Source organism: Sinobaca qinghaiensis (assembly GCF_003610495.1).
GTDB classification, from domain to species: Bacteria; Bacillota; Bacilli; order Bacillales; family Marinococcaceae; genus Sinobaca; species Sinobaca qinghaiensis.
On record NZ_RAPK01000009.1, the window covers coordinates 105,156 to 130,727 of the forward strand.

25 protein-coding genes and 1 riboswitch are annotated in these 25,572 nt (G+C 45.8%); of the genes, 4 read left to right on the forward strand and 21 right to left on the reverse strand.

Features of this window, described 5'->3' with window-relative positions; all coding sequences use genetic code 11:
• Positions 1–65: 65 nt before the first annotated feature.
• Complete coding sequence (locus tag ATL39_RS10260) at positions 66–1,046, forward strand: asparaginase (RefSeq protein WP_120193273.1); 981 nt, start codon at positions 66–68, stop codon at positions 1,044–1,046.
• On the opposite strand, the gene ATL39_RS10265 is transcribed toward ATL39_RS10260, so the two are convergent.
• Genes ATL39_RS10265 through ATL39_RS10275 form a run of 3 tightly spaced genes read right to left on the reverse strand, consistent with a single transcriptional unit; the run spans position 1,041 to position 3,746 of the window.
• Positions 1,041–2,033, reverse strand: coding sequence for a YpdA family putative bacillithiol disulfide reductase (locus ATL39_RS10265; RefSeq protein WP_120193274.1), 993 nt, complete (start codon positions 2,031–2,033; stop codon positions 1,041–1,043). The two genes, ATL39_RS10260 and ATL39_RS10265, sit on opposite strands and share 6 nt — an antisense overlap.
• Before the next feature lie 13 nt (positions 2,034–2,046).
• Positions 2,047–2,976 carry a MerR family transcriptional regulator gene (locus ATL39_RS10270; protein WP_120193275.1) on the reverse strand — a complete coding sequence of 310 codons (930 nt, stop codon included), beginning with the start codon at positions 2,974–2,976 and terminating at the stop codon, positions 2,047–2,049.
• A gap of 26 nt (positions 2,977–3,002) precedes the next feature.
• Complete coding sequence (locus tag ATL39_RS10275) at positions 3,003–3,746, reverse strand: metallophosphoesterase (RefSeq protein ID WP_120193276.1); 744 nt, start codon at positions 3,744–3,746, stop codon at positions 3,003–3,005.
• A gap of 187 nt (positions 3,747–3,933) precedes the next feature.
• Between ATL39_RS10275 and ATL39_RS10280 the strand changes: the two genes are divergently transcribed.
• On the forward strand, positions 3,934–4,161 hold the full coding sequence (locus ATL39_RS10280; RefSeq protein WP_120193277.1) for a hypothetical protein: 228 nt from the start codon (positions 3,934–3,936) through the stop codon (positions 4,159–4,161).
• Here ATL39_RS10280 and ATL39_RS10285 read toward each other — a convergent pair.
• Genes ATL39_RS10285 through ATL39_RS10295 form a run of 3 tightly spaced genes read right to left on the reverse strand, consistent with a single transcriptional unit; the run spans position 4,158 to position 7,073 of the window.
• Entirely contained in the window at positions 4,158–4,505 is a 348-nt protein-coding gene (locus ATL39_RS10285; protein ID WP_120193278.1) for a hypothetical protein, read from the reverse strand. The two genes, ATL39_RS10280 and ATL39_RS10285, sit on opposite strands and share 4 nt — an antisense overlap.
• Entirely contained in the window at positions 4,505–6,016 is a 1,512-nt protein-coding gene (locus ATL39_RS10290) for a RecQ family ATP-dependent DNA helicase (RefSeq protein ID WP_170146903.1), read from the reverse strand. The genes ATL39_RS10285 and ATL39_RS10290 overlap by 1 nt, the downstream gene beginning before the upstream one ends.
• On the reverse strand, positions 6,000–7,073 hold the full coding sequence (locus ATL39_RS10295; protein ID WP_120193280.1) for a YpbB family protein: 1,074 nt from the start codon (positions 7,071–7,073) through the stop codon (positions 6,000–6,002). Before ATL39_RS10295 ends, ATL39_RS10290 begins: the two co-directional genes overlap by 17 nt.
• A 175-nt stretch (positions 7,074–7,248) precedes the next feature.
• Here ATL39_RS10295 and ATL39_RS10300 point away from each other — a divergent pair, with 175 nt between their 5' ends.
• Complete coding sequence (locus ATL39_RS10300) at positions 7,249–7,497, forward strand: ferredoxin (RefSeq protein ID WP_120193281.1); 249 nt, start codon at positions 7,249–7,251, stop codon at positions 7,495–7,497.
• Between the two features lie 326 nt (positions 7,498–7,823).
• The gene (gene serA, locus ATL39_RS10305; RefSeq protein ID WP_120193282.1) at positions 7,824–9,446 is read left to right on the forward strand and encodes a phosphoglycerate dehydrogenase; all 1,623 of its coding nucleotides are present in this window, start codon (positions 7,824–7,826) and stop codon (positions 9,444–9,446) included.
• A gap of 77 nt (positions 9,447–9,523) precedes the next feature.
• On the opposite strand, the gene ATL39_RS10310 is transcribed toward serA, so the two are convergent.
• The 15 genes from ATL39_RS10310 to resB form a co-directional block, all read right to left on the reverse strand.
• Positions 9,524–10,102 (reverse strand): cob(I)yrinic acid a,c-diamide adenosyltransferase, encoded by a 579-nt coding sequence (locus ATL39_RS10310; RefSeq protein WP_120193283.1) that lies wholly within the window; start codon positions 10,100–10,102, stop codon positions 9,524–9,526.
• Between the two features lie 6 nt (positions 10,103–10,108).
• A complete protein-coding gene (locus tag ATL39_RS10315) occupies positions 10,109–10,528 on the reverse strand; it encodes a bifunctional adenosylcobinamide kinase/adenosylcobinamide-phosphate guanylyltransferase (protein WP_120193284.1) in 420 nt (139 codons plus the stop codon).
• Positions 10,529–10,547: 19 nt separating this feature from the next.
• Entirely contained in the window at positions 10,548–11,336 is a 789-nt protein-coding gene (locus tag ATL39_RS10320; protein ID WP_120193285.1) for an adenosylcobinamide-GDP ribazoletransferase, read from the reverse strand.
• Positions 11,326–12,822 (reverse strand): cobyric acid synthase, encoded by a 1,497-nt coding sequence (locus ATL39_RS10325; RefSeq protein WP_120193286.1) that lies wholly within the window; start codon positions 12,820–12,822, stop codon positions 11,326–11,328. The genes ATL39_RS10320 and ATL39_RS10325 overlap by 11 nt, the downstream gene beginning before the upstream one ends.
• Complete coding sequence (locus ATL39_RS10330; protein ID WP_120193287.1) at positions 12,819–13,355, reverse strand: bifunctional adenosylcobinamide kinase/adenosylcobinamide-phosphate guanylyltransferase; 537 nt, start codon at positions 13,353–13,355, stop codon at positions 12,819–12,821. The genes ATL39_RS10325 and ATL39_RS10330 overlap by 4 nt, the downstream gene beginning before the upstream one ends.
• Complete coding sequence (locus ATL39_RS10335) at positions 13,349–14,431, reverse strand: pyridoxal phosphate-dependent aminotransferase (RefSeq protein ID WP_120193288.1); 1,083 nt, start codon at positions 14,429–14,431, stop codon at positions 13,349–13,351. Before ATL39_RS10335 ends, ATL39_RS10330 begins: the two co-directional genes overlap by 7 nt.
• A complete protein-coding gene (gene cbiB, locus ATL39_RS10340; RefSeq protein WP_120193289.1) occupies positions 14,418–15,386 on the reverse strand; it encodes an adenosylcobinamide-phosphate synthase CbiB in 969 nt (322 codons plus the stop codon). The genes ATL39_RS10335 and cbiB overlap by 14 nt, the downstream gene beginning before the upstream one ends.
• Before the next feature lie 28 nt (positions 15,387–15,414).
• On the reverse strand, positions 15,415–16,863 hold the full coding sequence (locus ATL39_RS10345; protein WP_120193290.1) for a heme ABC transporter ATP-binding protein: 1,449 nt from the start codon (positions 16,861–16,863) through the stop codon (positions 15,415–15,417).
• Between the two features lie 4 nt (positions 16,864–16,867).
• Complete coding sequence (locus ATL39_RS10350) at positions 16,868–17,926, reverse strand: FecCD family ABC transporter permease (protein WP_120193291.1); 1,059 nt, start codon at positions 17,924–17,926, stop codon at positions 16,868–16,870.
• Positions 17,904–18,881, reverse strand: coding sequence for an ABC transporter substrate-binding protein (locus ATL39_RS10355; RefSeq protein ID WP_120193292.1), 978 nt, complete (start codon positions 18,879–18,881; stop codon positions 17,904–17,906). The genes ATL39_RS10350 and ATL39_RS10355 overlap by 23 nt, the downstream gene beginning before the upstream one ends.
• 178 nt (positions 18,882–19,059) lie before the next feature.
• Positions 19,060–19,244: riboswitch (cobalamin riboswitch) on the reverse strand.
• Between the two features lie 56 nt (positions 19,245–19,300).
• Entirely contained in the window at positions 19,301–20,047 is a 747-nt protein-coding gene (locus tag ATL39_RS10360; protein WP_120193293.1) for a class I SAM-dependent methyltransferase, read from the reverse strand.
• Between the two features lie 11 nt (positions 20,048–20,058).
• A complete protein-coding gene (locus ATL39_RS10365; RefSeq protein ID WP_120193294.1) occupies positions 20,059–21,843 on the reverse strand; it encodes an ATP-binding protein in 1,785 nt (594 codons plus the stop codon).
• Positions 21,843–22,559 carry a response regulator transcription factor gene (locus tag ATL39_RS10370; RefSeq protein WP_120193295.1) on the reverse strand — a complete coding sequence of 239 codons (717 nt, stop codon included), beginning with the start codon at positions 22,557–22,559 and terminating at the stop codon, positions 21,843–21,845. The genes ATL39_RS10365 and ATL39_RS10370 overlap by 1 nt, the downstream gene beginning before the upstream one ends.
• Before the next feature lie 157 nt (positions 22,560–22,716).
• Positions 22,717–23,904, reverse strand: coding sequence for a c-type cytochrome biogenesis protein CcsB (gene ccsB / locus ATL39_RS10375; protein WP_120193296.1), 1,188 nt, complete (start codon positions 23,902–23,904; stop codon positions 22,717–22,719).
• 2 nt (positions 23,905–23,906) lie between these two features.
• Entirely contained in the window at positions 23,907–25,565 is a 1,659-nt protein-coding gene (resB, locus tag ATL39_RS10380) for a cytochrome c biogenesis protein ResB (protein WP_120193297.1), read from the reverse strand.
• Positions 25,566–25,572: the final 7 nt, after the last annotated feature.

Genomic DNA, 25,572 nt, shown 5'->3' on the forward strand with positions numbered 1-25,572 from the left:
ACGCATCCGTCCTTTCCAGCTTTGTACTTGATCAACTAACTATAAATAGAAAAGAGGCCACCTCAATGAAGCGGATTTTAACGATACATACCGGAGGCACGATCTCCATGAAAGAAGACAAACAGACTGGCAGTGTAGCTCCAGGAGAGAAAAACCCGCTTGATCAGTGGCATGAAGAAGCAAAACAGGTTGCTGATATTACGGTTGTTCCGTTCTTTCATCTTCCCTCGCCGCACATAACGCCTGAAAATATGTTTGAACTATCGTCTTTTATTAACGAAAAAATAGCTGAAAACCTCTATGATGGTATCGTAGTTACGCATGGCACGGACACTCTGGAGGAAACGGCCTATTTTCTGGACCTTCTTCATCATTCCCCCATCCCTGTTATTTTAACGGGCGCTATGAGGTCAAGCAATGAATTAGGAGCAGACGGTCCCTACAATTTCCTTGCTGCTATAAGAACGGCCTCATCAGAACAAGCGAGGGAAAAAGGAGTGCTCGTCGTAATGAACGATGAGGTGCATTCAGCAGTCAACGTTACAAAAACGCACTCCTCCAATGTGGCCACATTCCAAAGCCCTCAATTTGGACCAATAGGCCTCGTAACACGGCGCGGCATCCTTTTTCACCATACTCCCTCAGCCAGAGAGCAGTTTTCCATCTCTTCTCTGACTAAAAAGGTATTTCTGCTTAAGGCGTACGCCGGAATGGAAAGAGAAACAATTGAATTGTTTGAATCAGCTTCTCCTTCCGGACTCGTCATCGAAGCATTCGGCCAGGGCAATGTGCCCCCGGCTATTGTTCCGGCAGTAGAAGCGCTTATTGCCCGCAATATCCCGGTCGTTCTTGTATCAAGATGTTACAGCGGTATCGTACAGGCCACTTACGAATATGAAGGCGGAGGCATGCAGCTTAAAAAGAAAGGCGTTATTTTCTCGAACGGGCTGAACGGCCAGAAGGCGCGGCTGAAATTAATGATCGCTCTTGAGGCAGGAATTACCGGAATAGATCTTACCAATACATTTGAAAGCTGGCCGTCATAATGACGAAGGCCAGCTTTCTTTTTCTTTTATATGGGAGGCAATTTGTTCTCCGTGCCACCTGCCGTTTTCTATAAAAATTTCATTGGCATTGTCCCCGGCCGCTATTACTCCGGCAATATAAAGTCCAGGTACGTTTGTTTCCATCGTATCCTGATCAAAATAAGGCCGTCCTTCTTCCCCTTTTAAAACTCCTGCCTGTTCAAGAAAAGAATGATCAGGATGATAGCCGGTCATTGCAAAAACAAAATCTGCAGGAAGGCTTTGTTTTTGGCCGTACTGCGTATATTCTACGGATTGTTCTGAAATAGAGGTAACGACCGCTTCGGATAAAAGCCTGATTTTATCCTGCCTTACAAGCGCATTAAAATCCGGGAGTATCCAGGGTTTTACATGCTCTGAAAAGGAACTTCCCCTGTAAAGAACCGTTACAAACGCCCCTGCTTTTTCCAGAGCCAGAGCCGCGTCCACTGCGGAATTTTTTCCGCCGATCACCGCGACATCCCTGCGGAAATAAGGATGCGCCTCTTTAAAATAATGAGAAACGTGGGGCAGGTTTCCCCCCTCGATTTCCAGCTTATTGGGCTGTCCGTAATAACCGGTCGCAATGATGACATATGCCGGCTCATACTGCTTTTTCACGCCGTTCATCGTATGAGAAGACACAAGAAATCCATCCTGCGTCTTTTCGATAGAATCTACCGTTTCATATGAATGAATGCGGAGATTTTCCTGGTCGACCACTCGTTTATAGTACACGAGCGCTTCCTGGCGGGTCGGTTTTCGATTTATTGATGTGAATGGAAGATTTCCCACCTCCAGCCTTTCGCTGGTACTAAAGAAAACCTGGTGAATGGGATACTGGTATATAGCATCCACAATATTTCGTTTTTCAATTAAAACAGCATCCATTCCTCTGCGTTTTAATTCGATGGCCGCCGCTATTCCGCACGGCCCTGCTCCTACAATAACTACTGTCTTTCTGTTCATAATCTGCACCCTTTTAATTCTTTCTGTTTTCCGTTTTTTTGTACAATACGTTACTTATCCATTCATCCCATTCTGAAGCATCAGAGCCGACCAGAAAACGGCTGTATTCCTTGGTTTTGTCAACATCCATGTATTGAACGGCATGTCCTCCCATGCCAATGCTCAAATGAGGATGCAGCGTCTCCAGTTCTGTAATAAATTCCAGGGAAGGCTCCAGGTTTTCGAGCAGCGTACAGGAGGTAAAGAAAATGCTGCTGTCTATTTCCCCCATTACCTGGATCAGGTCTTCTTCAGGAATGCCTACACCCAGATAAATGACTTCAAAGCCTTTTCGTTTTAGATACAGTGTGAAAAAGAGCAGCCCCAGTTCGTGGTTTTCATTCGGACCTGCGGCGGTTACGATTTTAGGTAAAAATCCTTTCACGTTGTAGGAGTGCATGATACTTCCTATTTTTGTGCGCAGAAAGGAAGTAATATAGTGCTCATGGGCAATAGTAATCTGGTCCATTTCCCAAAGAGTTCCCACTTTCACTAAAAGAGTTCCCAATATATCTGTCGTTACCTTTTCCAGCGTAAACATAGAAAAAGCTCTGTTGAGTGCCTCCTGCGCCTCTGCCTCTCTGAAGCGGAGCAGGTGCCCCAGAATCTCTTCTGCTAAAGCAAAGGTGTGGTCTACTTCCATAGGGTGGGCTGCCATGCTGTCTATTTCTTCAAACTTATCAAGAAGTCCTACCGCCTGGCTTACAGTAAAGCCGCTGCTCGTTTTGTCCAGAATCCATTTAAGAACCGCTGCATCTTTTTCTGTATAAAGACGGTGGCCGGCCGAGTTTCTTTCCGGATGCACAATATTATATCTTCTTTCCCAGGCACGAAGCGTGCCCGGCTGGATACCTAACATGTTGGAAATAGCCTTTATATTGTATTTGCCTTCCATAGGTTCCATTTCTTTTCCCCCCGCGCCTGTTTATTTCACTTCTCCGCAGATACTAACGTAATAAAATGAGCTTCTGCTCTTGCTCCAAAGCGGAGCGGCAGAAGCGTTGTTCCGTATCCGCAGCTGACCAGATAGGTTAAACGGCCAGCCTGTTTCCAGCCTCCGGGCGGACGTATGCCCCAGGGACCAAAACGAATCTGCCCTCCATGGGAATGACCTGTAAGCATAAAATAAGCTTCCGCATGCTCTGCTGCCTCAACGGCCGTACTCGGATAGTGGGAAACTAATATTTCAGCGTTCATCCATCTGCTGTCAGCTCCCCCGGTCGTTTCATTAAGTCCGGCAATGCAGAGTTTACTGTTGTGTACCTTCCAGGTAAATATATCTCCATCCAGAATTTCTATTTGATGAACTGTCAGCAGACTTTTCAATTCAAGGGAACGCTCCTGCATATCATGATTTCCCCATACAAATAACATAGGTACTTCTTTTTTCAGCAGGCGCAGATTGTAATCAGTTCTGGAAAAAGGCACGCCTTTCTCTCTTAAATCCCCGCCTATTATAATAATATCCGCTTTTTCGGCAATCTGCCTGCTTAAAGACTTGGATATTTTTCTTCTATGTATATCAGAAATAAAAAAGATGGTCTTCCCTGTAAAGCTCTCAGGGAGTTCATGTATTAAAATCTGTTCCTGCTTGACTACAGCCCGGTGGGCAGCATAATTCATATAGAGCAGCAGGCCTGACGCGGCTGAAAAGACCACGGTTATCCACTTCATAATATCGTCCTTTTTATAAGAGCATATTTGTTTTACCTATTATTCCCTCTAAACGGTGATTATAAACCATCTCCTGTACTTTTAACTCATGAACGGATTGTGACCATTTCTTTTAGAATCCCTGTACCGGTCCGATTTTGTTATACTGTAAATAACGCAACAATGAATGATAGAAAGGAGACCTCTCATGGATTTTGCTGTATTTCTTATAGGAACACTTATGTTCGCTGTTGGTTTTGTGCTGCTTCTCTTTTTTCTGGCCAGAAAAATCTCTCTGCTTATTCCATTTATTTTGATGGCAGCAGGAGTTGTTATCTGTTTTATCGGCCTGATTTTATCCTCGCCTCTAACAGATCAGGACCGAAGCGCCTTATCACCACAATATCAGGGAGAATCTGCAGCCCGTCAATTTTAAATATTAATTATAAGAGCTGCGCTGATCACAATAAGAAAAACGATTCCCAGAAAAATAATAAATAACAGGTTCGTCATCGTCACCGGTGCGTTTTCTTCTTTTTCCTGTTTACGTGCAGCCATTCTCCGAATCGGAGCCTTTTCCGGCTGCATTTCATTATTTTGGTTCGTTTCTTCCTGTTGTTTCCACTCCTGTTTTAAACGTTCTTTTTCTTGTTTCTTTTGATTTTTTCTTTCCAGCTTTGCTTTTTCCGCCTGCTTTTTCTGCTCCTGCTTTTTTCTTTCCTCTTCCTTTCTTTCCAGTCTTTTTTTCTCCGTACGTTTACCAGGCTTCTCTTCCATCATTAGCCTTTCTCTCCTTTTGCACTCCCGGACTCCTTGGTCAGCAGTAAATCTTCCAGCCTTTTTTTCCAGGAGAGTTCAAATACCTTTCGTTTTTCCCTTTTCTGCGCAGTGGCGGCTGCCACCCAGTGCGCCTCGCATAAATCGCAGCAGTGTTCCGGCTTTTCCTGGAGCGTTTCTCCAAAATAGTGAAGCAGCGCTTCACGCCGGCAGGTTGATACCTGCAGCCACTCTTCCATACTTTTAAGCTTTTGCTGCTTCCAGATTGTCCGTCTTTCTTTTACTTCTTTTATTTTGTCCGCCAGCGGACCCCCCGGACCCTTCTTCCACTCCCGGTAATAGTGAAGAAAAAAACGAATATGATTTTCCTCCCAGCCCCTGTTTACGGCAGACTCTTCCAGGCTTGCCTCAGAAATCTCCGGGCCTTTAGTTATATGGGAGACCAGCCAATCAATTTCTTCTTCTGCAGGAAATTCCATTTCAATAAAAAACCGGGGCAGATAAATGTCATCCTCTTTATATAATAAAAGAGCGCTGCTTCTTTTTCCATCTCTTCCTGCTCTTCCGATTTCCTGAACGTACGATTCAAGGTCTTTAGGGTAATGGTAATGAATAACGTATCTAACGTCTGGTTTATTTATTCCCATTCCAAAAGCATTGGTACAGCACACTACGTCAAGTTCATCCTGTAGAAACTGCTGCTGGACGAGAATTCTATCTTCCTGCAGCATCCCTCCGTGATAGGCGGATACGCGTTTATTCGTGTGAATTTCCAGAAAGGCACTCATTTGTTCTGCTGCTGCCCGGCTCGAAAAATAAACCATCCCGGGGTCAGGTGAATGATTAATAGTACGCAGCAGCTCATTATTTTTTTCTTCATCTGAATTTGTTTTTTTTACATGGATGGATATGTTGGGACGATTCGTAGATTCTTTTACAATAAGCGGTTTTTTCATTTCCAGCTGATTTACTATGTCTTCCTGTACGCTCGGAGCAGCTGTGGCTGTGACTGCCAGTACAGTCGGACTGCCGATATCTTTACGTATTTCTTTTATTTTCAGGTAATCCGTTCTAAATTCATGGCCCCACTGTGAAATACAGTGCGCTTCATCTACAGCAAGAAGGGAAACAGTCACAGAGCCGAGCGCCCGCTTCACTTTATCAAGCTGCAGGCTTTCCGGAGAAATAAACAGTATTTTTAATGCAGACAGGTTTCTTAACACGTTTTCTTTTTCAGAAAAGCTTAAAAAGCTATTATACATGTCCACCTGTTTCATTTGTTTTTGCTGCATTTCCTGCATCTGGTTTTCCATTAACGACAGCAGCGGCGAAACAACTACGGTAAGACCGGGCTGCAGATAGGCCGGAAGCTGATAGCAGATTGACTTTCCCGAGCCGGTAGCCATAATGGCAAGTACATCTTCTTTTTGAAGAAGAGAACGAATAATCGTTTCCTGGCTGTTTCGAAAAGAATCATAACCAAAATACTTCTTCAGCTCATATTGAAGATTCATCTGTTTTCCCTCCATAATAAGCAAGCGTTAATCGTATATGAAAATAAGTGATTTCATCGGGAAATTGATCTTTCAGCTCTTTCATCTTTCTCGTCTGCAGAGTGTTTGAAACCGCTCTTATTTTTTCCGAATATGCAGCCGGAACGTAGTCAAAAAGTGGAAAAGAACTGCTTTCCGAAGCAATTTCAATGATATGGTCTTCGATGGTACTCTGTTTTAAACGCCGAAACCGGCTGATCTTTTCAAAAGACCAGCCTTTATCGAGAAGCCGTTTTGTTTCTGCAGCCGTTTTCGTCAGACGGATGGAAGACTCAACAGCCGGCAGCAGTCCGGCCAGAAGTGGAAAGGAAGATGAATTCTGCTGCAGTACTTCTATTATATAGTGTAGAATTCCGTTAAACCTATAGATGATTTCTTCTTCTTCCCGTCCGAGCGCTCCGGCTATCTGTGAATAGGTGAGTCCGGTTTTGGCAGATCCGCCCAGTTTATTTACTAAAATAGCAGCATCTTCTGTTTTGAAACTATCCAGCAGGCTGTTCAGTTCAACGTGCAGAGTATCTGCCAGCTGGATTTTAGCTTCTCTGCCCGAAGGCCATATCGTTTTAAGCCAGTGCAGTACCGCTTTTTCTTTCGTTACGGGAATAAAATGGCCGGAGCCGGCAAGGGAAAACGATAAACACTGCACCAGCAGAGCGAGTCTTTCCCAGAAAACGCCTGCCGCTGCTCCATACTTCCATTGATTATACAAAACAGGCCGTACATACACCGACCAAAAATCTTTATCCATTTCTTTTGCTGTATCCGGTATTTTGATAAAATCAGCAGATGGCAGCAGGAGCCCATTCTGACGAAAAAGAGTCAGATCATTTTGAAATATTTCCATAGTAAGCTTAGGAAAAGCTCCATACCATTCCGTCAGCCCGTACCACTTCATATCCTGGATGGACTGGGAACTTTTTTTGCCTGTAAGTATATGATAAACCGCACCCGGCGTTCTGTCTCCCTCAAGTTTCACTAACACATGAAGAATAAGATGTCGCCTGAAATTCCATTCCATGCGCGGGTTTCCCCCTTGTTATCGCGTGATTGTCCTGCGTAATTTTAGAAAATTAACGTCTTTAACTGTTGAAAAGTTTACCATGAAAGAATACAATATGAAATAGACGTTTGGGTTCTTATGAAGAGCTCTATAAATATGTTTACTTGATTAAAGAAGTAGGAGGTTATCGAAAATGGCTAAGTTTACAATCGTTGATAAAGATACATGCATCGCCTGCGGCGCCTGTGGTGCTGCCGCTCCTGATATTTATGACTACGATGATGAAGGTCTGGCGGAAGTAATCCTTGACGACAACAAAGGTATTACAGCAGTTCCTGAAGATCTTGAAGAAGATATGATGGACGCATTTGAAGGCTGTCCGACCGATTCTATTAAGATCGCGGATGAAACCTTCGACGGCGACGCGCTTAAATTCGATTAATTTGTTGAATCCCTGTGAAGAAACAGGGATTTTTCATTTATAACGGCTTTATTCTATACATGCCAAATTGACACCTATGTGAAGGTGTGATACATTGCAATCAACTGAAAGACAAATGTCCTTTTGAAGAGAACACCTGGTTGCCCGTATTCTTTCCGGCAGGGTCTGGTGCTGATATACTATTTCCATTTTTATGTATAAGGTCACCTGATTCCTGTAATGAGGGTAGTATCACGAAAGCTTCTGCCTCTCACGATGAATTCGTGCGGGCGGAAGCTTTCTATATATATTTAGAGAAAATAGATTGAGGGAGAGTGGAGAGCACTATGATACAACAATCTACAACTGAAGATCAGCAGACAGCATCTGCTAAAGGACATTACCGCATTCTGGTTTCTGATGCAATGAGCAGCGAAGGACTTGCTCCTTTACTGGACAACAGCCAGGTGGAATGTGTACAGCAGACGATTGAAGAAACGTCTGACCTGCACAGCTATGATGCCCTGCTGGTTCGCAGCAGCACAACCGTAACAGCAGAATTAATGGACCAGATGACTAATTTAAAGATTGTAGCGCGTGCCGGTGTCGGCGTCGACAACATTGAAATTGAAGAAGCAACAAAGCGCGGCATCGTTGTCGTAAATGCCCCTGACGGTAATACGATTTCTACAGCTGAACATACTTTTGCGATGATTATTTCCCTTGCCCGGAAGATTCCGCAGGCAAATGCTTCTATAAAAAATAAAAAATGGGACAGAAAAGCTTTTCAAGGTTCTGAACTAAGAGGAAAAACGCTTGGTATTATTGGTTTTGGACGTATTGGTTCTGAATTGTCAAAGCGTGCTCACAGCTTTGATATCAACGTGCTTGTATACGACCCGTTTCTCACAAAAGAACGTGCGGAGAAAATGGGTGTAGAGCTTGCTGACCTGGACGCCATTCTCGGTGCGTCGGATATTCTAACGGTCCACACTCCCCTGACGAAAGATACAAAAGGGCTTCTTGGAGAAGAAAATATTAAAAAAACAAAACCCGGCGTATTTCTTATCAACTGCGCACGCGGCGGCATTATTGATGAAAAAGCACTTTATAATAATCTGGAAAGCGGCCACGTAGCAGGAGCAGCGCTGGACGTATTCGAAGAAGAACCAGCTAATGAAAATCCACTTCTTGCTTTTGAACAGGTAGTTGCTACACCTCACATTGCTGCAAGCACAAAAGAAGCCCAGCTTAATGTAGCCTCCCAGGTATCAGAAGAAGTCCTGCAGTTTTTAAACGGCATGCCGGCACTAAATTCCATTAACCTGCCGACGATGTCCAAGGAAATCTTCGACACGCTTCAGCCTTACTATGAGCTGTCCAGAAAAATGGGTAATATTCTTTCCCAGAGCATGAAAACACCTGTACAGGATATTGATGTTCACTACAGCGGCGATGTAACCGATCTTGAAACGAGTGTTCTTACAAGATCACTGATTGCCGGATTCCTAAGCTCCCGCGTAGATGCGCCTGTCAATGACGTGAATGCTACAATTATCGCCAAAGAGCGCGGCATTACTTACGGGGAAAAACACCGTTCCGACGATTCCGGATATTCCAACCTCATTAAAGCTACGGTAAAAGGGGAAGGAAAAAAATTCGCTATTTATGGAACATACGTGAAAGCCTACGGCCCTCGTATTGTCCGTATTAATGACTTTAACGTCGACTTTTATCCAACCGGCCACTTAATATACATTCAGCATACCGACCGTCCCGGTGTAATTGGTAAAATGGGACAGCTGCTCGGAAAGCATAATGTAAACATTGCTACTATGCAGGTAGGCCGCCGCCAGGAGGGCGGAGAAGCTATTATGATGCTCGCTGTTGATAAAGAGCCTAACCAGAATGTTCTGGACGATTTAACCTCCATTGAAGAGATTATTATGGCAGACAAAATAGAAGTATAAACAAAAAGCAGAGGCCGCCGCCTCTGCTTTTTTTTATCGTACGTTGAATATACTTCTTTTTTTAAAAGACTGTTCGACTACTGCTTTTTCTTGCGTGAGCCTTTGAATACAATTGCACTTCTTTCGTATTCAATATCTGCTACTTTTTCTCTGGCATTGACTACACGTGCGGCTGCAAAGAAATAGTCAGAGAGCCTGTTCAAATATTTAAATACATGCTCATTAATAGGTTCTTCTTTCATAAGCGCTGCTGTAAGCCGTTCTGTTCTCCGCGTTACCGTGCGGAGAATGTGCATTTCCGCTGCTGCAATCGAACCACCCGGCAGGATAAAACGCTGCAGTTCCGGAGCCTGTGGAATATACTCATCTATGTGCTCTTCAAGTGCCGTCACCATTTCCGGAGTCACTTTAAATTCTGCGTCCTCTTTCACGTTGGCAAGATCGCTTCCACAGTCGAACAATTCGTGCTGAATACGGATCAGTTCACTTTTCATATCCGGGAACATCTCATCATCAAGCAGTGCCACCGCACGGCCTACAAATGAATTAAGCTCATCGCAGGTGCCATAGGCTTCTACACGAATATGGTCCTTATCCCGTCGTCCCCCGATAATTCCCGTCGTTCCTTTATCTCCGCTTCTCGTATAAAGTTTCATTTTATCTCATCCTTTCCATTTTACGGCCAGGCCGTACCAGACTTCATACACCTGCCCCGCTTCTTTCATAAACTGTTGATACCATAAGCCTACCTCATCGCGCAGCTGTCTGTCTTTTTTTTCGATCGGGACGATTCCTTTGTTAATATCCGCTCCGATAATGGCGAGCTTCCTGTCCTGATACTCATTTTCCCAATTCCGTATCGTTTTATACCATTGTTGAAGTTTTTCCGGCTGATCCAGATGTTTTTTTACCGCTTCATCAAATGCTTCTATAACCAATACCCCATTTTGACCGGTTGGAAGAACACACTCTGATATATCTGCTTTAAAAAAAGAATGCCATAACAAAATCGGCTTCTCTTGATAATGACGCATCGCCCACTCTTTTTTCCCATTGGCTGTGCCGCCTACTATAAAATCCACTTCTGTCTTTCCCCCTTTACTATAGTATCACTGCCAACACTGCAGCAGACCACCAAAGTACAGCTTCTGTCCCTTCTAAAGAAGCCCCTGCCGTGTCCCCGTTTACGCCTCCAAGCTTACGCACGAAGAAACGGTACAATGCCAAGGTGCAGATCATGGAAATGACTGCCAGACTTATCGTAAGGAATAAGGAAAAATATAAAGCAGGCAGCAGGGATAAAATAGTTATACCCGCCAGCCAACGTACATCAGATGGCCTTCCACTTTGTTGAAAAGAAGCTGCCAGCCCGGTACTCGACAGCAGTCTCCCTCTGCTGACAACGGCCCCCATTCCTGCTCTTGAAAGCACCGGAACCGCAAACAAGGCGGTAAAGAAAAAAACCAAGGAGGTATCAAGCATTGTTACAATCGCCGTGTATTTACCCCCCAGCAGCAGGATTGTCGTCCATACGGCACCGGATCCTACCAGGGGATCTTTCATTACTGCCAGTTTTTCTTCCCTCGGTTTCCAGGAAAGCACAGCATCGCTCACATCCATCCAGCCGTCCAGATGAAGACCGCCCGATACAACTACAAAAGCCATCAGGACCAGAAAACCTACCGCGTAAACCGGAAGCTCTAAGCTTAATGACACCATTGCGATAACTGCGGCCAGCGAAGCAGCCAGAGTGCCGCACAGCGGAAAATGATGCAGTGCCCGACGCATCGTATCAGGCGTCCAGTCAACAGTTTTCGAAACCGGAAAAACCGTTAAGAATCCGAAAGCGAGAAGCAGTCCTTTATAAGCATTCTTTATATTATTTATCATCGGCTGTGCTTTCCATTAAATCAATTAAATCATCTACATTAACGTGCCGCTCAAACGCTGCGGCGAGCTCATCCAGGCGCTGATCTTTTTCTTTCTCATAGTATACGACATCAAGTCCGGGAAGGTTTTTGTGCTTTCGCACCTGGTTCAGCCAGCGGCTGCGCCATTCGTCGTTATGAAACACATGATGAAGATAGGTACCCGTGATTCTGCCATTATGACTCACAATCCCCTCCGGCTCTCCTCCACTGTTGGAATAAAACAGCGGTACGACTTCTGCTGAGTATGTAATGCTGGAACGCCCGGTATGAATTTCATATCCGTGAATCGGCTCGTTCTCTTCCTGCCTTCCACTCCAGCGTCTGGTCGTCTTCTCCGCTTCAAATGAGGTCACCAATGGAAGAATACCGAGACCTGCTGCCCTCGTACCTGCCGTCCCACTGTCATTTCCTTCTTCGTCTATCAATTCCTCACCCAGCATCTGCAGCCCTCCACAGATACCTGCAACTGTACCTCCGCTATTAATATAACTTTTTAAAAGGGCTGCTGTACCACTTCGTTCTAGATGATGAAGATCGAGGATCGTACTTCTGGTACCGGGAATGATAACCGCGTCAGGGTCCCCAAAGTCCTCTGCTGCGTGTATAAATCGAATCGATACATCAGGTTCTGCTGTAAAGGGTTCGACGTCGGTATAATTTGAAATATAAGGAAGCGCAATAAATGCCAGATCAATGACAGACGCTGACGTATTATTTTCGGTTAATCGATTTAAAGAAAGCGAATCTTCCCGTTCCATGGCAATATCAAGTTTAGGAAGCACTCCGAGTACCGGCGACACGTTTTCTTCTATCCATTTTACTCCGTCAGTAAAAAGGGCAGGGTCCCCCCGGAAGCGGTTAACAATAATACCCGCCAGCCTTTCCCGATGATCGGAGGGCAGAAGCTTTTCCGTGCCGTACAACTGGGCAAACACGCCTCCTCTTTCGATATCCGCAACCAATAAAGCAGGGACACCGGCCGTTTCAGCCGTATACAAATTAGCCAGATCTGTATCCATCAAATTAATTTCCACCGGACTTCCGGCACCTTCCATAATAATAAAGTCGTATTCTTTTTCCAGACGTTTCAGCGATAATTGGATAGCCTCTTTCGCCAGGCTCATATATTTTCCCCGGTAATCCCCGGCTTCCGGGCTGCCTGAAGAGATTCCCTGAATAATTACTTCTGCTTTTCGATCACTTCTTGGCTTGAGCAGCACAGGATTCATGTCCACCGTTGCTTCCGTCCGGCATGCCTCTGCCTGAAGTCCCTGCGAGCGGCCAATTTCACGGCTTTCTTTAGTAATATAGGAATTATTGGACATGTTCTGTCCTTTGAAAGGAGCCACGGAGTATCCCCGGTTGGCCAGCGCCCTGCATAGTGCCGTAACGATATAGCTTTTTCCGGCATCAGATGTAGTTCCCCACACGATTAATCCTTTCATTGCCATTCTCCTTTCATCGAACGCAGGCAGCCATAATTGACCATTCCGGCCAGATCCGCTCTTTTTACAATTTGGCTGGACAGCCGTCCCTGTACTTTCAAAAACTGTATCATATCCGGGTGTCCTGCCGATTGATGACTTATATCACTGCTGACTACTAAAAGGGTGGCAGTTTTTTTCTGAAGATTTGACAAAGCCTCCAGCATTAAAGCCGGCCCCATCTGCACATGCCAGCTGCCTGATGAAAACATTTCATTGCTGAGCCAGGTGGTCAGGCAGTCGAGCAGAACATGATCTCCCGCCTGTACCTGCTCTATACACCGCATTAAATCATATGGCTGCTCGATTGTTACCCACTGCTCCCGTGCGTTTTGCCTTTTGCATTGATGACTGTTTATACGACGGCTCATTTCTGCATCCTGCGGGTCAGCCGCAGCCAGGTATACTTTTCTGCCTCCCTGTCTTTGTTGAATAAAATGTTCAGCGAACGACGTTTTTCCGCTTTTCGCTCCGCCTTCGATAAAAATCAACATAGGGGCATAACCTCCCTAAGCATATGTACCAGCCGGTCATTGTCTGTTTTTTGTTTCACAGCGATACGTATATAGTTTCCTTCCAGTCCTTGAAACGAATACGTATGACGAAGCATAAACCCATACTCCGCTGCCTTTTTCAGTACTGGAAGCATCGGTCCCTCATCGGAACGGCGGATGAGATAATAATTTACATTACTTGGACTTACGGTGAAGCCGGCCTCTTTTAATAAAGGCAGCAGCCTGGAGCGTTCTGTTTGAATAAATTGAGCTGTCTTCTGCCTGAAAGGCTCAAGCGAAGCAGCGAAGCGCATTGCTTTTTCTGCAGTGGAACCAATATTCCAGGATGGTGTTCTCTCCTGCATTTTCTCTATAAACGACGGAGGCGCTAACGCATACCCGGCGCGGATCCCCGGTATAGCATACATCTTGGTTAATGAGCGGATAACAATTACATGACCGTTCAACCTGGCAGCCTCCGTGCCGTATGTTACCGGATCAGCCTGAAAATCAAAAAAGGCTTCATCAATAATCACATAGATGCCGCGTTTTTCACATGCATTTATCATTGCAGTCATCGTCTGCCTGCTTTGGGCGGTGCCGGTTGGGTTATTCGGATTACAGATCCAGACAGACTCTACCTCATCCAGAGCCTGGTAAAAAGCAGAAAGATCGACCTCCCAGCTGTCCTCCTCTGTCGTTAAAAAGCTCTGCACCTCGCACCTGTAAGCTTCCAGCGCTTTCCGGTATTCGGAAAAGGCCGGTTCAATAATTAAAGCTTTTTTTTCTGAAAATAAAGACGCAGTAATATAAATGAGCTCAGAAGCTCCATTACCCGGATGAATACAGGATTCTTCCACATTGTTCCAGGCAGCCAGATCTTTTATCAGTTCTTTATAGCGGTAATCGGGGTAGTGTTCCACATCGGCAGCCCACCCGGGCAGTTCTGCCAGAAGAGCTGCCGGCGCACCCAGCGGATTCGTATTCACGCTGAAATCTGTCATGTTTTCAGGAACCGGCTGATTTATTTTTTTCATAAAGGCGTCAGGCATCGCACCATGTTCAGGCCAATCCAAGGTAAATTCCTCCCCCTATCCAGGCTGCTGTAAGAAAAAGCAGAATGGTTATGTCCCACACAAAAATACTCTCTTTGATTCTTTCTTTGTTCAACGGCAGCGTTCCTATTCCCAGATAAGGGCGTTCCTTCACTCTGCCGTGATATACAGCAGGGCCGCCCAGCTGTGTAAACAATACCGCAGACATTGCTGATTCTCCAAAACCTGCATTTGGACTTTCGTGCAGACGCGCGTGCTGGATCGTATCTTTCCATGTTTTCAGAAGCGTCTGCCTCTGCAGCCACAATGAGCTGAATCCCATAAGAACAGCGGTCAGCCGGGCAGGCAGTAAATTCAGGAGATCATCTGTTTTCGCAGCACCAAAGCCAAAAGAAGCATGTTTCTCTGTTTTATAGCCAATCATCGCATCTGCTGTATTAAAAAAGCGATAAAAAACAGCAAGAGGAGCGCCGCCCAACAGTGCATAAAAAAGCGGGGCCGTTACGCTGTCGGAAGCATTTTCCCCTGTACTCTCTACGACAGAACGGGACATCTCTTTTTCCGTCATAGCCGATGTATCTCTGGACACAATGTAAGATGTTAACAGCCTTGCTTTTTCCAGGTTGCCTTTGGCCAGTTCCTGATGGATGTCTGCTGCCGAACGCTTCATGCTTCTGCCGCCGATCATCAGCCATATAATAACAGCTTCCAATGCAACGCCTGCTGCCGGGGCAAGAGCATATGATAGACTGGTCATCGCAAAAGCTCCCGCGGTTAAACTTAAAGCTGCGATATAAATAAATACGATTCCTTTTATTTTTTTCGTCTGCTCAGATCCCCTGTTTCCATGCTTATCCAGTAAAGAAAGGACTTTTCCCATTATAATAACGGGATGCCAGCCTTTATGCGGGTCACCAAAAAGCTGGTCAAGCAAATAGGCAGCGGTCACCGCCGTTAAATGGAATACTACTATCATAACGTTAAAAGCCTCTTTCTACAGGTTTCTATTTTTCCAATGCATTATACACACTGTCGTAAACTGCTTTAGCCACGTGTCTTCCCAGAACAGTAGCCGTGCCGCCGTAAGGATGATGCATACCTTTCTGCGTAGCCGCCACCATCAGGCTGTCTGTGGACGTTCCCGTTGCCATTGTTCCTGACACCACATCCTTAATATCCCGGTCCAGAAGCGCTCTCGTTTTTGCTTCCGTCGCTGTCATCATAACCTGGGCAAATGCCGCCTCCGGAAGCCGGCCATCTATAAATATCCAAATATTGATTGTTCCTATTTCCATAGGAACATGCTGCTCGTATGCCCGGGAGGCATCAAGGGCGTTGGAAACGCCGGCAGTTGCCATGACCCAGACATCGGCTCCTTCTATCGTTCTTCTTGTGTCCCTGCCATTTTCCAGTCTGGCCGCTGTCATCATTCCCACTGCTTCGTCCGGGTCAATCTTTTTTTGTTTCATATAATCAATATATTCCTGCCTGGCATCATCTATATTGTAATCAAGAGCTACGTGGCGGTTTACAAACACTTTGTGCCAGCCGAATCCTTCTCCAATAATAGAGGAAGAGAACGTTTTCCAATAATCCCCGGACGTTATTTTTACAAGGTCCGCGCTCCGCTCCACCTCCATCCGGTCGATTGCTGCTTCGTCCATGCCCGGACCGGGTTCTGGGGTTAATGTAATAAGGGGACTCGGAACAGCCGGATGAGATTTCCGCTGTACCGATGCCGAATAAACCTGTTCGATTTTATCCTTTTTCAGGACAGCTCCCGGTTTGCCGGTACCCGTGTCCTGTCCTTCGTGAAGCAGCATGAGGCGGTCACAGAACATGGCAGCCATATTCAAATCGTGCAGAATGGCCACTACCGTTATCTTTTTGGAACTGGTCCATTCCCGGAGTGTGTTGAGCAGGTTCATCTGATGGGAAATATCCAGATGATTGGTCGGCTCATCCAAAAGCAGAATCTGCGGCTCCTGGGCAAGGGCCCTGGCTAACAGTACCCGCTGTTTTTCTCCTCCGCTCAGAGTTTCCATAGGCAGATCTGCAAATGCTTCTACCTTTGTTTCCTGCATTGCCTCATCGACAATTCTTTTATCTTCCGCTTTAGCATTGTTAAACCAGCCGCCCTGGTGAGGGTAGCGTCCCAGTTCTACCACCTGCCTTGCTGTATAGGAAAACGTTGTTTCAGTATGCTGGGGCAGGACGGCAATTCTTTTGGCAAGTTCTTTATTGGAAAAGGCCGAAAGGGGCCGGCCTTCCACTTCAATAGCTCCGGATTCAGCCGGTAGTCCACGGTACATACACTTAAGAAGAGTTGACTTTCCGCTGCCGTTCGGACCAATAATGCCGAAAATTTCATGTTCTTTTACAGCCAGGGAAATATCTTTAATGACAGCTTCTCCACCATATCCTGCCGTAAGCTGATGAACGTTAAGCAGCATCTGTCTACCTCCTTTTTCCAATTTGTCTTGTCAGTCGTCTCTGCTGGAAAAGCAGAAGCCCAAATACCGGCGCACCGGCTACCGCCGTTATGACTCCAATCGGCAGTTCTGTCGGCGCGATAATCGTACGGGCCAGCAGATCCGTAAGTGCCAGAAATCCTCCGCCGATCAGCATAGAGAGCGGCAGCAGGTGGCGGTGATCCGGTCCCCAGATGAGACGGGTCAGATGCGGTATAACAAGTCCGACAAATCCGATGGTTCCGGATACTGCTACGGCAGAGCCGGTAATAATCGAAGCCGCGGCTAATATTGCCATCCGCCGGACTTTTGTATTCACTCCGAGCGTTTTCGCCGTTTCTTCTCCAAAAACGAGAGCGTTCAGCTCTTTGGCATTCCACAATAAGATAAGACAGCCTACGATAAAAAACGGCAGAATCAACCCTACATATTCCCATCCTCTCATCGCCACGCTGCCCATGATCCAGCTGATAATCTGACGAAGCTCATCGCCTGTCAGGGCAATCATTAACGATATTAACGAGCCTAAGAACGAGCTGAAGATAATACCTGCGAGAATAATCGTCTCCGTGGAAAGGCTTCGTTCAATTGCTTTTACAAAACCGAGCAGCAGCAGCAGCGTGATCATGCCAAACAGAACGCTCACTGCCGGAAGAGTAAAACGGCCAAGTCCCGGTATGGAAAGCCCTAAAAACAACACGGTGACCGCTCCCAGGGAAGAACCTGACGAAACGCCGAGCGTATAGGGGTCGGCAAGCGGATTTTTCAATAATCCTTGAAAGGCAGCGCCTGCAATTGCAAGCCCTGCCCCTACAAGAACCGCTAACAAAACCCTAGGCAGCCTTATTTCTTTAATAATATTTACGAATGTAGTATCAAGGTGAGAGGGAAAATCAAGTCCGAGAGCTGTACGCCCTATAATTTCTGCACTTACGAAAAACGGTACCTGAACACTTCCCACCGAAACCCCGACTACAATACTTGCGACTAGAAATACAAAGGCTGCAATGTAGGCTGCCGGCTTACTGTTCTTCAGTAAAGACATCCGGATACACCACTTCTGCCATCTGCTGCAGACCGTCTGTCAATCTTGGTCCCGGCCGGCTTACAAGATCGCTGTCTAAATCATGTACTTCTTCATTTTCAACAGCAGGAACATCCGACCACCCGTCGCGATTTAAAATATTTTCTGTGGAATTCTCCACCCTGAAGCCGTACGTGGTAACGATAATATCCGGATTCAGTGCAACAACATCCTCTTCTGTGTAAGGAACCCAGCCTTCTTCTTCAGCGGCTGCGTTATCAGCCTGAATAATATCAAGCATTTCATCCATGAATGTATTCTGTCCGGTAGTAAAGATATTCGGCGGCGCGTCTACTTCCACCCAGACGGTTTTACGGTCTTCCTCAGAAATAGCAGAGGCTGTCTCTTCGATGGAAGCCACATCCTCTTCCATTGTATCTACTATAGAAGAAGCTTCCTCCTCTGTCCCTGTAGCCTGGCCTATCATATTGATTGTATTGTACGTTTCTTCAAATGAGGTGGCATCGTTTACTACAAGAATTTCTGCTCCCGCTTCTTCAAGCTGGTTTAATCCTTCTTCTGAATTCTGAACAGCAGATGAATCAGTTAAAATAAGATCGGGTTCAAGAGAAAGAACTGTTTCGACGTCAAAATCAAGACCGCCTACACTTTGTTTTTCCTGAGCTTCTTCCGGATACGTATCAAAATCCGTTACTCCTACTATCTGATCTCCGAGTCCCAGCGCAAAAGCAATTTCTGTATTACTTGGCAGCAGGCTGACAATATTCTCCGGCTCTTCTTCGATCGTGATTTCTTCTCCCATTCCGTCTGTTATTGTTACGGGATAACCTTCTGCCTGCTCTGAACTTTCCTGTTCTGAACTCTCCTGGCCTTGTTCCTCTTCCGTTTCTCCGCCGCAGGCAGCAAGTGCAGCTGCCATTCCAGCGGTCATCGTTAGTAAAAGTGCTTTTTTCATATTGGTTTCCCCCTTTTGTAATATGTCCTAAAAATCCAGAAAATCAGGAGCCTGTCGTTAAGCTCTATGTAAGATAATAAGAAAAGCTCTTCCCTGAAATGGGAAGAGCGGATAAGCGTTCCAGCTTTAATCAGCTGAACCATATTATATCCGGCATCCTCTTATCCCCGAGAGTGCAGCACCGATTACATATATGGCAGGTATCCTGACTTATGCCCAATTCAAAGATCCTTCCCGTTCATACAGAACAGTGGACTGCTTCTTTGAAAGCTGCACTTACAGTGGCGGGACCGTACCGGCATCTCACCGGTTTCCCTTTTAACGGAAAGAGCACTCTTTCCGACCATATACATGATATTCTATTCATTTATAAGGACAATCTTCTATAGTATACATCATCAGCCTGCGATACACAGCAATTATTGGAAGGATTCCTCCCCTTTTTTCCGACAGATAAAAATCTGCCGCGGTGACCTGCTGTTATCGTATTCCGCGGCGCTGTAATCCCCGAAGAAATACACCGGTTCGAGATCATATCTCTGCAGCATCTGCCTGAGCTGATGCTGTTCATAAAGTTTGACCCGTTCTACATATCTTCTTTCCGTTCCGTTTTCCCTAATCGTAATTTTTTTCTCCACATAGTCCTGGCCGGCACGCCGTTCCTGCAGTACCGTCATGCCGTCCCGTTCCGATTCATCAAAAGGGACAAGGTTTTCACGGACATAAGCGGGATTTAAATAATCAAACAAAAACCACCCGCCCGGTATTAACGCATCGGCGGCTTTTTGAAAGACCAGCTCATTTTCTTCATCTTCAAGAAAGTAGCCGAAGCTTGTAAATACGTTAAACGCTGCTTCAAATTCCTGTTTGAGCTCAACTGTACGAATATCGGCGCGTCTGTACTGTACCGGAAGGTCATTTGTGAGATCGATGGCTTTTTTCAAAAGCGCCGGGGATAGATCAATTCCTGTTACATCAATGCCTTTTCTGCCCAGCCATCTGGCGTGCCTGCCGTTGCCGCAGCACAAATCAACTGCTTTCATTCCTTTTCTCATCGGCATATAGGACATCAGCGACTGCAGTTCTCCAGCCGCTTTCGCTTCATCGCGGTGATCGTAGACTTTTAGATAATCCTCCTGAAAGTGTTCCTCAAACCAGGCTTTCATTTCTTTCCCTCCTATTGTTCTTCATTTTTTTCATAATCAGAAGGGATGTAAAAACGAAACGTGGTTCCCTCATTCATTCTGCTCTGGGCGGCTATATAACCGCCATGGGCTTCCACGATATTTTTGGCGATGGCCAGGCCAAGTCCGGTGCCGCCTTTGCTGCGTGTCCGCGCTTTATCTGCTTTATAAAAACGTTCGAAAATAAATGGCAGATCTTCCTCCGGTATTCCAGTACCGTTATCAATGACAGCTGCAGTTAAACCGTCCTGATTATTTGTCATTTCGAGCAGTACACTGCCTCCAGATTCTGTATGGCGGATCGCATTGTGCACCAGGTTTGTTAACACCTGCTCTATCCGGTCAGCATCAGCAAAAATAAAAGCTTCGTCTCCTTTTACGGAAGACTCCAGCGTCAGCCCTGCTTCCGAAGAGAGCCCCTGAAATTTCTTTTCCATTTTATCCGTTAATGTTTTAACATCCATCCACTCTTTTTCCAGATGAAGATAGCCTGCCTCCATACGGGCGAGATCAAGCAGCTCATTTACGAGGCGCCCCATACGAAGTGACTCTTCGTAAATAATCTGACCGATTTCTTTTTTCTCTTCTTCGGTCGAAGCAATGCCGTCTACAATAGCTTCGCTGTACCCCTGAAGCATGGATATCGGTGTCCGGAGTTCATGGGAGACGTTTGCGATAAAGTCTTTCCGAAGCTTGTCATGCTGCCGTTCCTCTGTCATGTCACGGATAACCGCCACCGCTCCTCTGACAAACGTTTCATCGTATAACGGCGTCATCAGAACCGCATAGCTTCGTCCCTGCACGTCCACCTCTGCCAGCTGCTCCTGCTCCATGCCTACTACCTGCTGGAAGATTTTTTTCATTTCTTTTGGAAGCGGCGTTGTCCGGCCTTCCTGTTCATTCTGGTATTCCAGCGCCAGCAGAAACCGGTCTGCAGGTGGATTGGTCAATACGACCGCCCCTTTCCGGTCTATGGTGATCACGCCGTCTGCCATGCTGAGAAGTATCCGGCTGAGCTGTTCTTTTTCCTGATTCAGCTCTGTAATGTTTTGGTTTAATTTCCGCCGCATCCGGTTAAATGCATTTCCCAGCTGACCGATTTCATCATTGGATATGACCGGCACTTTTGTTTCGAAATCCCCTTTGACGACATCAAGGGCCAGCTGTCTCATTTTCCGAAGCGGTGCGGTAATTCTGGTAGATAGAAAGAAGGTAAACACGGTCGTAAGAATGATTGCAATACCGGCAGATAACAGAATAATCTGCTGGGTTTCTCCGGTCGTATCTTCAATTACATTAAGCGACTGGTATAAAAATAAGGAGCTTTCTTCTCCATCAGTGGAGACAAAGGGCACACCAACAACGAAAATTTCATCATTTTCTTCGCCGCTTCCCGAAAAATCCCCATGCATCGTTACATCTTCGCGCTCATTAATGACACCGGATAAACGGTTATCTTCATAAAAACGTTCCACCGGCAGAAATATGTTATTGGCATGATCAATGGCCGGATACCATGGTTCGTCTTCTGTAATAACGAGCACCTGCGTATTATATGAAGCCGCCATTCGTTCGATCAAAGGCCTTGTAGTTTCCTCTTCCTGTTCTTCGAGAATGCTCACCATCACATTCGCGTGATTAGTGAGCTGTTCTTCCGCTTCGGAAATATGATACTGCTCAAAAAACTGAAGCAGCAGAAACGTCAGGATAAGAAGAACAACAAGCACTAATAAAAGAATAGTCAGCCACAGCTTTCCAACTACGCTCCGCCAAAGCATTAGTCTTTCGCTGCCTCAAATTTATAGCCGACCCCCCATACTGTCGAGATCATATTCGCCGCTTCTTCTGAAATCCGGCTTAATTTTTCGCGCAGGCGTTTTACGTGTGTGTCTACTGTTCTAAGGTCGCCGAAAAAGTCATAGTTCCATACATCTTTTAACAGCTGCTCCCGGGAAAAGACTTTGTCCGGCGACTGAGCAAGATATAACAGCAGTTCATATTCTTTAGGTGTCAGCCCTACCGCTTTTTCATTTACCGTTACCCGGTGTGCATCATTATCGATGGTTAAATGAGGAAACACCAGTACGTTTTTCGCTTCTGTTTCCGTCTGTAGAAATTTAGTCGCTGAGGATCTGCGCAGAAGTGCCTTAATCCGGAGAATAACCTCTCTTGGACTGAACGGTTTTACAATATAGTCATCTGCGCCGATTTCAAAGCCCTGTACACGATTGGCTTCTTCTCCTTTTGCGGTAAGCATGATAACAGGTGTCGCTTTCGTTTTCCGGAGCTCCTGACAGACTTCCTCTCCATCCATGCCGGGAAGCATCAGATCCAGAAGAATAACGTCAAATTCTTCTTTTAACGCTGTTTCCAGTGCCTCTTCCCCATTTTCAGCTTCCACTACGATAAAGTCCTCTTTTTCTAAATACATTTTCAGAAGACGGCGGATGCGGTCTTCATCATCTACTACAAGTACTCTGGTTTCCTGTGTCATATTCAGCTGCCTCCTCATTGCCTTTTGCTGATTCTCTCCTGCCTATTTTAGCATGATTTGCTCTATTCTCTCATCTCCCGCCACTTATTGCGGCCTTTATCTCCTTTTATTGTAAAAAAAGACTTCCCCCGTGAAGGTTCAGTCTTTTATTTACAGATCACGCATAGGAATGCAGACCTGCAATAACTAAATTAACAAAAACGAGATTGAACATAATAATAGCGAAGCCGATAACGCACAGCCAGGCCGAGCGCTCTCCGTGCCATCCGCGGGTTAAGCGGAGGTGAAGATAGGCGGCATAAAATAAAAAAGTAATTAATGCCCATACTTCTTTAGGGTCCCATCCCCAAAAACGGGTCCAGGCAATCTGCGCCCAGATCATGGCAAAAATAAGTCCGCCAAGCGTAAATACAGGAAAACCTATCGCAATAGCTCTATAGCTGAGCTCATCCACTTTGTCCGGGCTTACTCCGCGGATAAGCGGCTGCAGAAATTGACTCAGCGGTTTGCGCAGCAGCAGGCGGATGACCGCATACAGCACTATGGCTGCAGCAAATGTCCAGACCAGCGTATTCGCATCATCGCTTCGTATCCATTCAGGCAGGAGAAACAGCGGTTCCCAGCTTCCCTGTTGAATAAGCTGGCCGTTGTTTGGACCCAGGATAGGAGGCAGTTCATAAATCATTTCAGCCTGCGCTCCGTTTTCATCCGTATATTGAAACACCGTCTGATAGCCGAATATATTAAAGGCATATCGGATAATTACAAAAGCTGCGACCGTAAGCATACTGAACATAATAAATTCCAGCCAGAACACTTTTTTTCCACCTTTGGAAAAGTCGACCGTCCGGATTAAATAAATCAGGCCGGCCACAAAGCCGATTGCTAGTATCCCCTGCCCAAGAGCTGTTGTCGTTACATGAATCTGCAGCCAGTAGCTCTGCAGAGCAGGTATCAACGGCTCTACTTCCGTTGGAAAAATGGAAGCATAAGCTATAATCAGCATAATAATAGGCATAGCAAACATGCCAAGGACATTGGATTTATAAATGGAGTACAAAATCAGAAAGGCAAATCCAATTGCTATGCCAAGAAAGGTTGTATATTCAAACATATTGCTGACCGGTGCATGGCCGGAAGCCATCCAGCGCGTAACAAAATAGCCGGCCGCAAACAAAAAGCCTCCCAAAGCTGCCAAAAATCCTAGCGTCCCCCATTTATTTCCTGTCATATCCCCGGATTTATCGCGCCACTTTCTGCCGGTTACAGAAACCGCAAAAAGAATAGTAGCAAGTAAATAAAGGAAAAAAGCCGTCAATAATAGATTTCCGCTGAGCTGCTCCATCGTTAGCTTCCTCCTTCTTGTTGTTTTTTCTTTTCTTCCGCTTGTTCCTTCTCAGCTACCTGGTCTACAGGAGGAGAAATGCCGGCTTCTTCATAAAGCGCCTCAAAATCGCGTTTTAACGTCTGCCAGTGTTTGTTTGCGTGTCCCGCATAAAGAAGTTTTCCGTTTTCTTTTTTCAGCCACACTCTTCGGTGGGACCAGTAGGACCCCTGAATAAGGCCGATCATAAAGATAATTCCACCCGCTGCAATAAATGGAAGCGTATTGTCTTTACGAACCGTCAGCCCGGTCACATTTTTTGTTTCCACGTTTTGAAAGCTCATCTCATAGTCATTTTCCCCAAAAACATCCTCGTTTCTCTGAATACCTACAAAGCTGTATTCCCCTTCTTCCTCATGCTCTGGTGAGAACATTTGAAAAATAAATGCAGGATTATCGGGAATGCTTGATATAGTAGAAGGTTCTCCCTCTTCGTTGAATTCAAAGTTGGGAAAATAAGAGTCGATCACTACGCGGTAGCCGTCTCCTAAGTCATATTCGCTTTCCGGATTAAACAAATCGATCTGCAGCTCCCCTACGCTTTCCCCGGTTTCCCGGTTTACCATTTCCAGACTCATCACGTTTAATTCATTCAGCTTATAGTCCACCTGGTAAAGGCTGAAGCCATCAAAAGTAAGTGGTTCATTTACGCGGATTTCATCCCGCTTCAGTTCCTGCAGATCGGGTTCTTCTCCAATCGTTCCGCCTTCTTCCCGCTCATATACAATTGCATCCGTCTGGAACGTCTCGACGATGTTTCCTCCGGCTCTTTCAAGAGCAGTAGCAAACGTCTCGTCATTTTCATCATACATCTCCAGGAAGAACTGTTCGTTTTCAACAAAATACTCTCCATCCGTTCCAGGAACAACTTCGGTTTCTCCTTCACGCACCCAGACTACTTCATCTACATACATGCCCGGAAAAAAGCGCAGCATCGCTCCTGTCAAAAAGATAATCAGGCCTACATGGTTTACATAAGGGCCCCACCTCGAGAAGCGCCCCTTTTCGGCAACCAGGTTATCTCCTTCTTCACGGATTTTAAATTTTCTTTTCTTCAATATATGTTTTGCCGCTTCCAGCTGATTTTCTCCTGCCGGCACAGTCATTTCCCCAAACATCCGCTGTCTGCGGAGAAACCCTTCATTTCTGGATACTTTTTGATGCTTTAATACCCGGTACAGCGGCACTACCCGGTCGAGACTTGCAATAATCAACGAAATTCCCAAAGAAGCAATCAGCGCCATATACCACCAGGAACTGTACATATTATGTAATCCAAGCGTGTAATAGATCTGGCCGAGCACGCCGTACTCTTCCTGATAGTGCTCCGCTGCTGATACGTTATTTGGAATATACATTTCCTGTGGAAAAATGGTGCCAAGAGACGATGCAAGAAGCGTCAGGATAATGATCCATATCCCTACTTTTACCGAAGAAAAAAAGTTCCAGACTTTATCGACAATAGATTTATTATATGTCTGGGAGCGCCTTGCCACCCCTTCATATCTCATATCTACGAGCGTCTGCTGCTTCGCTTTTTCATTCAGCGGTTTCCCGCATGCCTCACAAAGATCGGTCCCTTCCGGATTTGAGTAACCGCATTCACAAATCACTTTAGCCATAGAAACA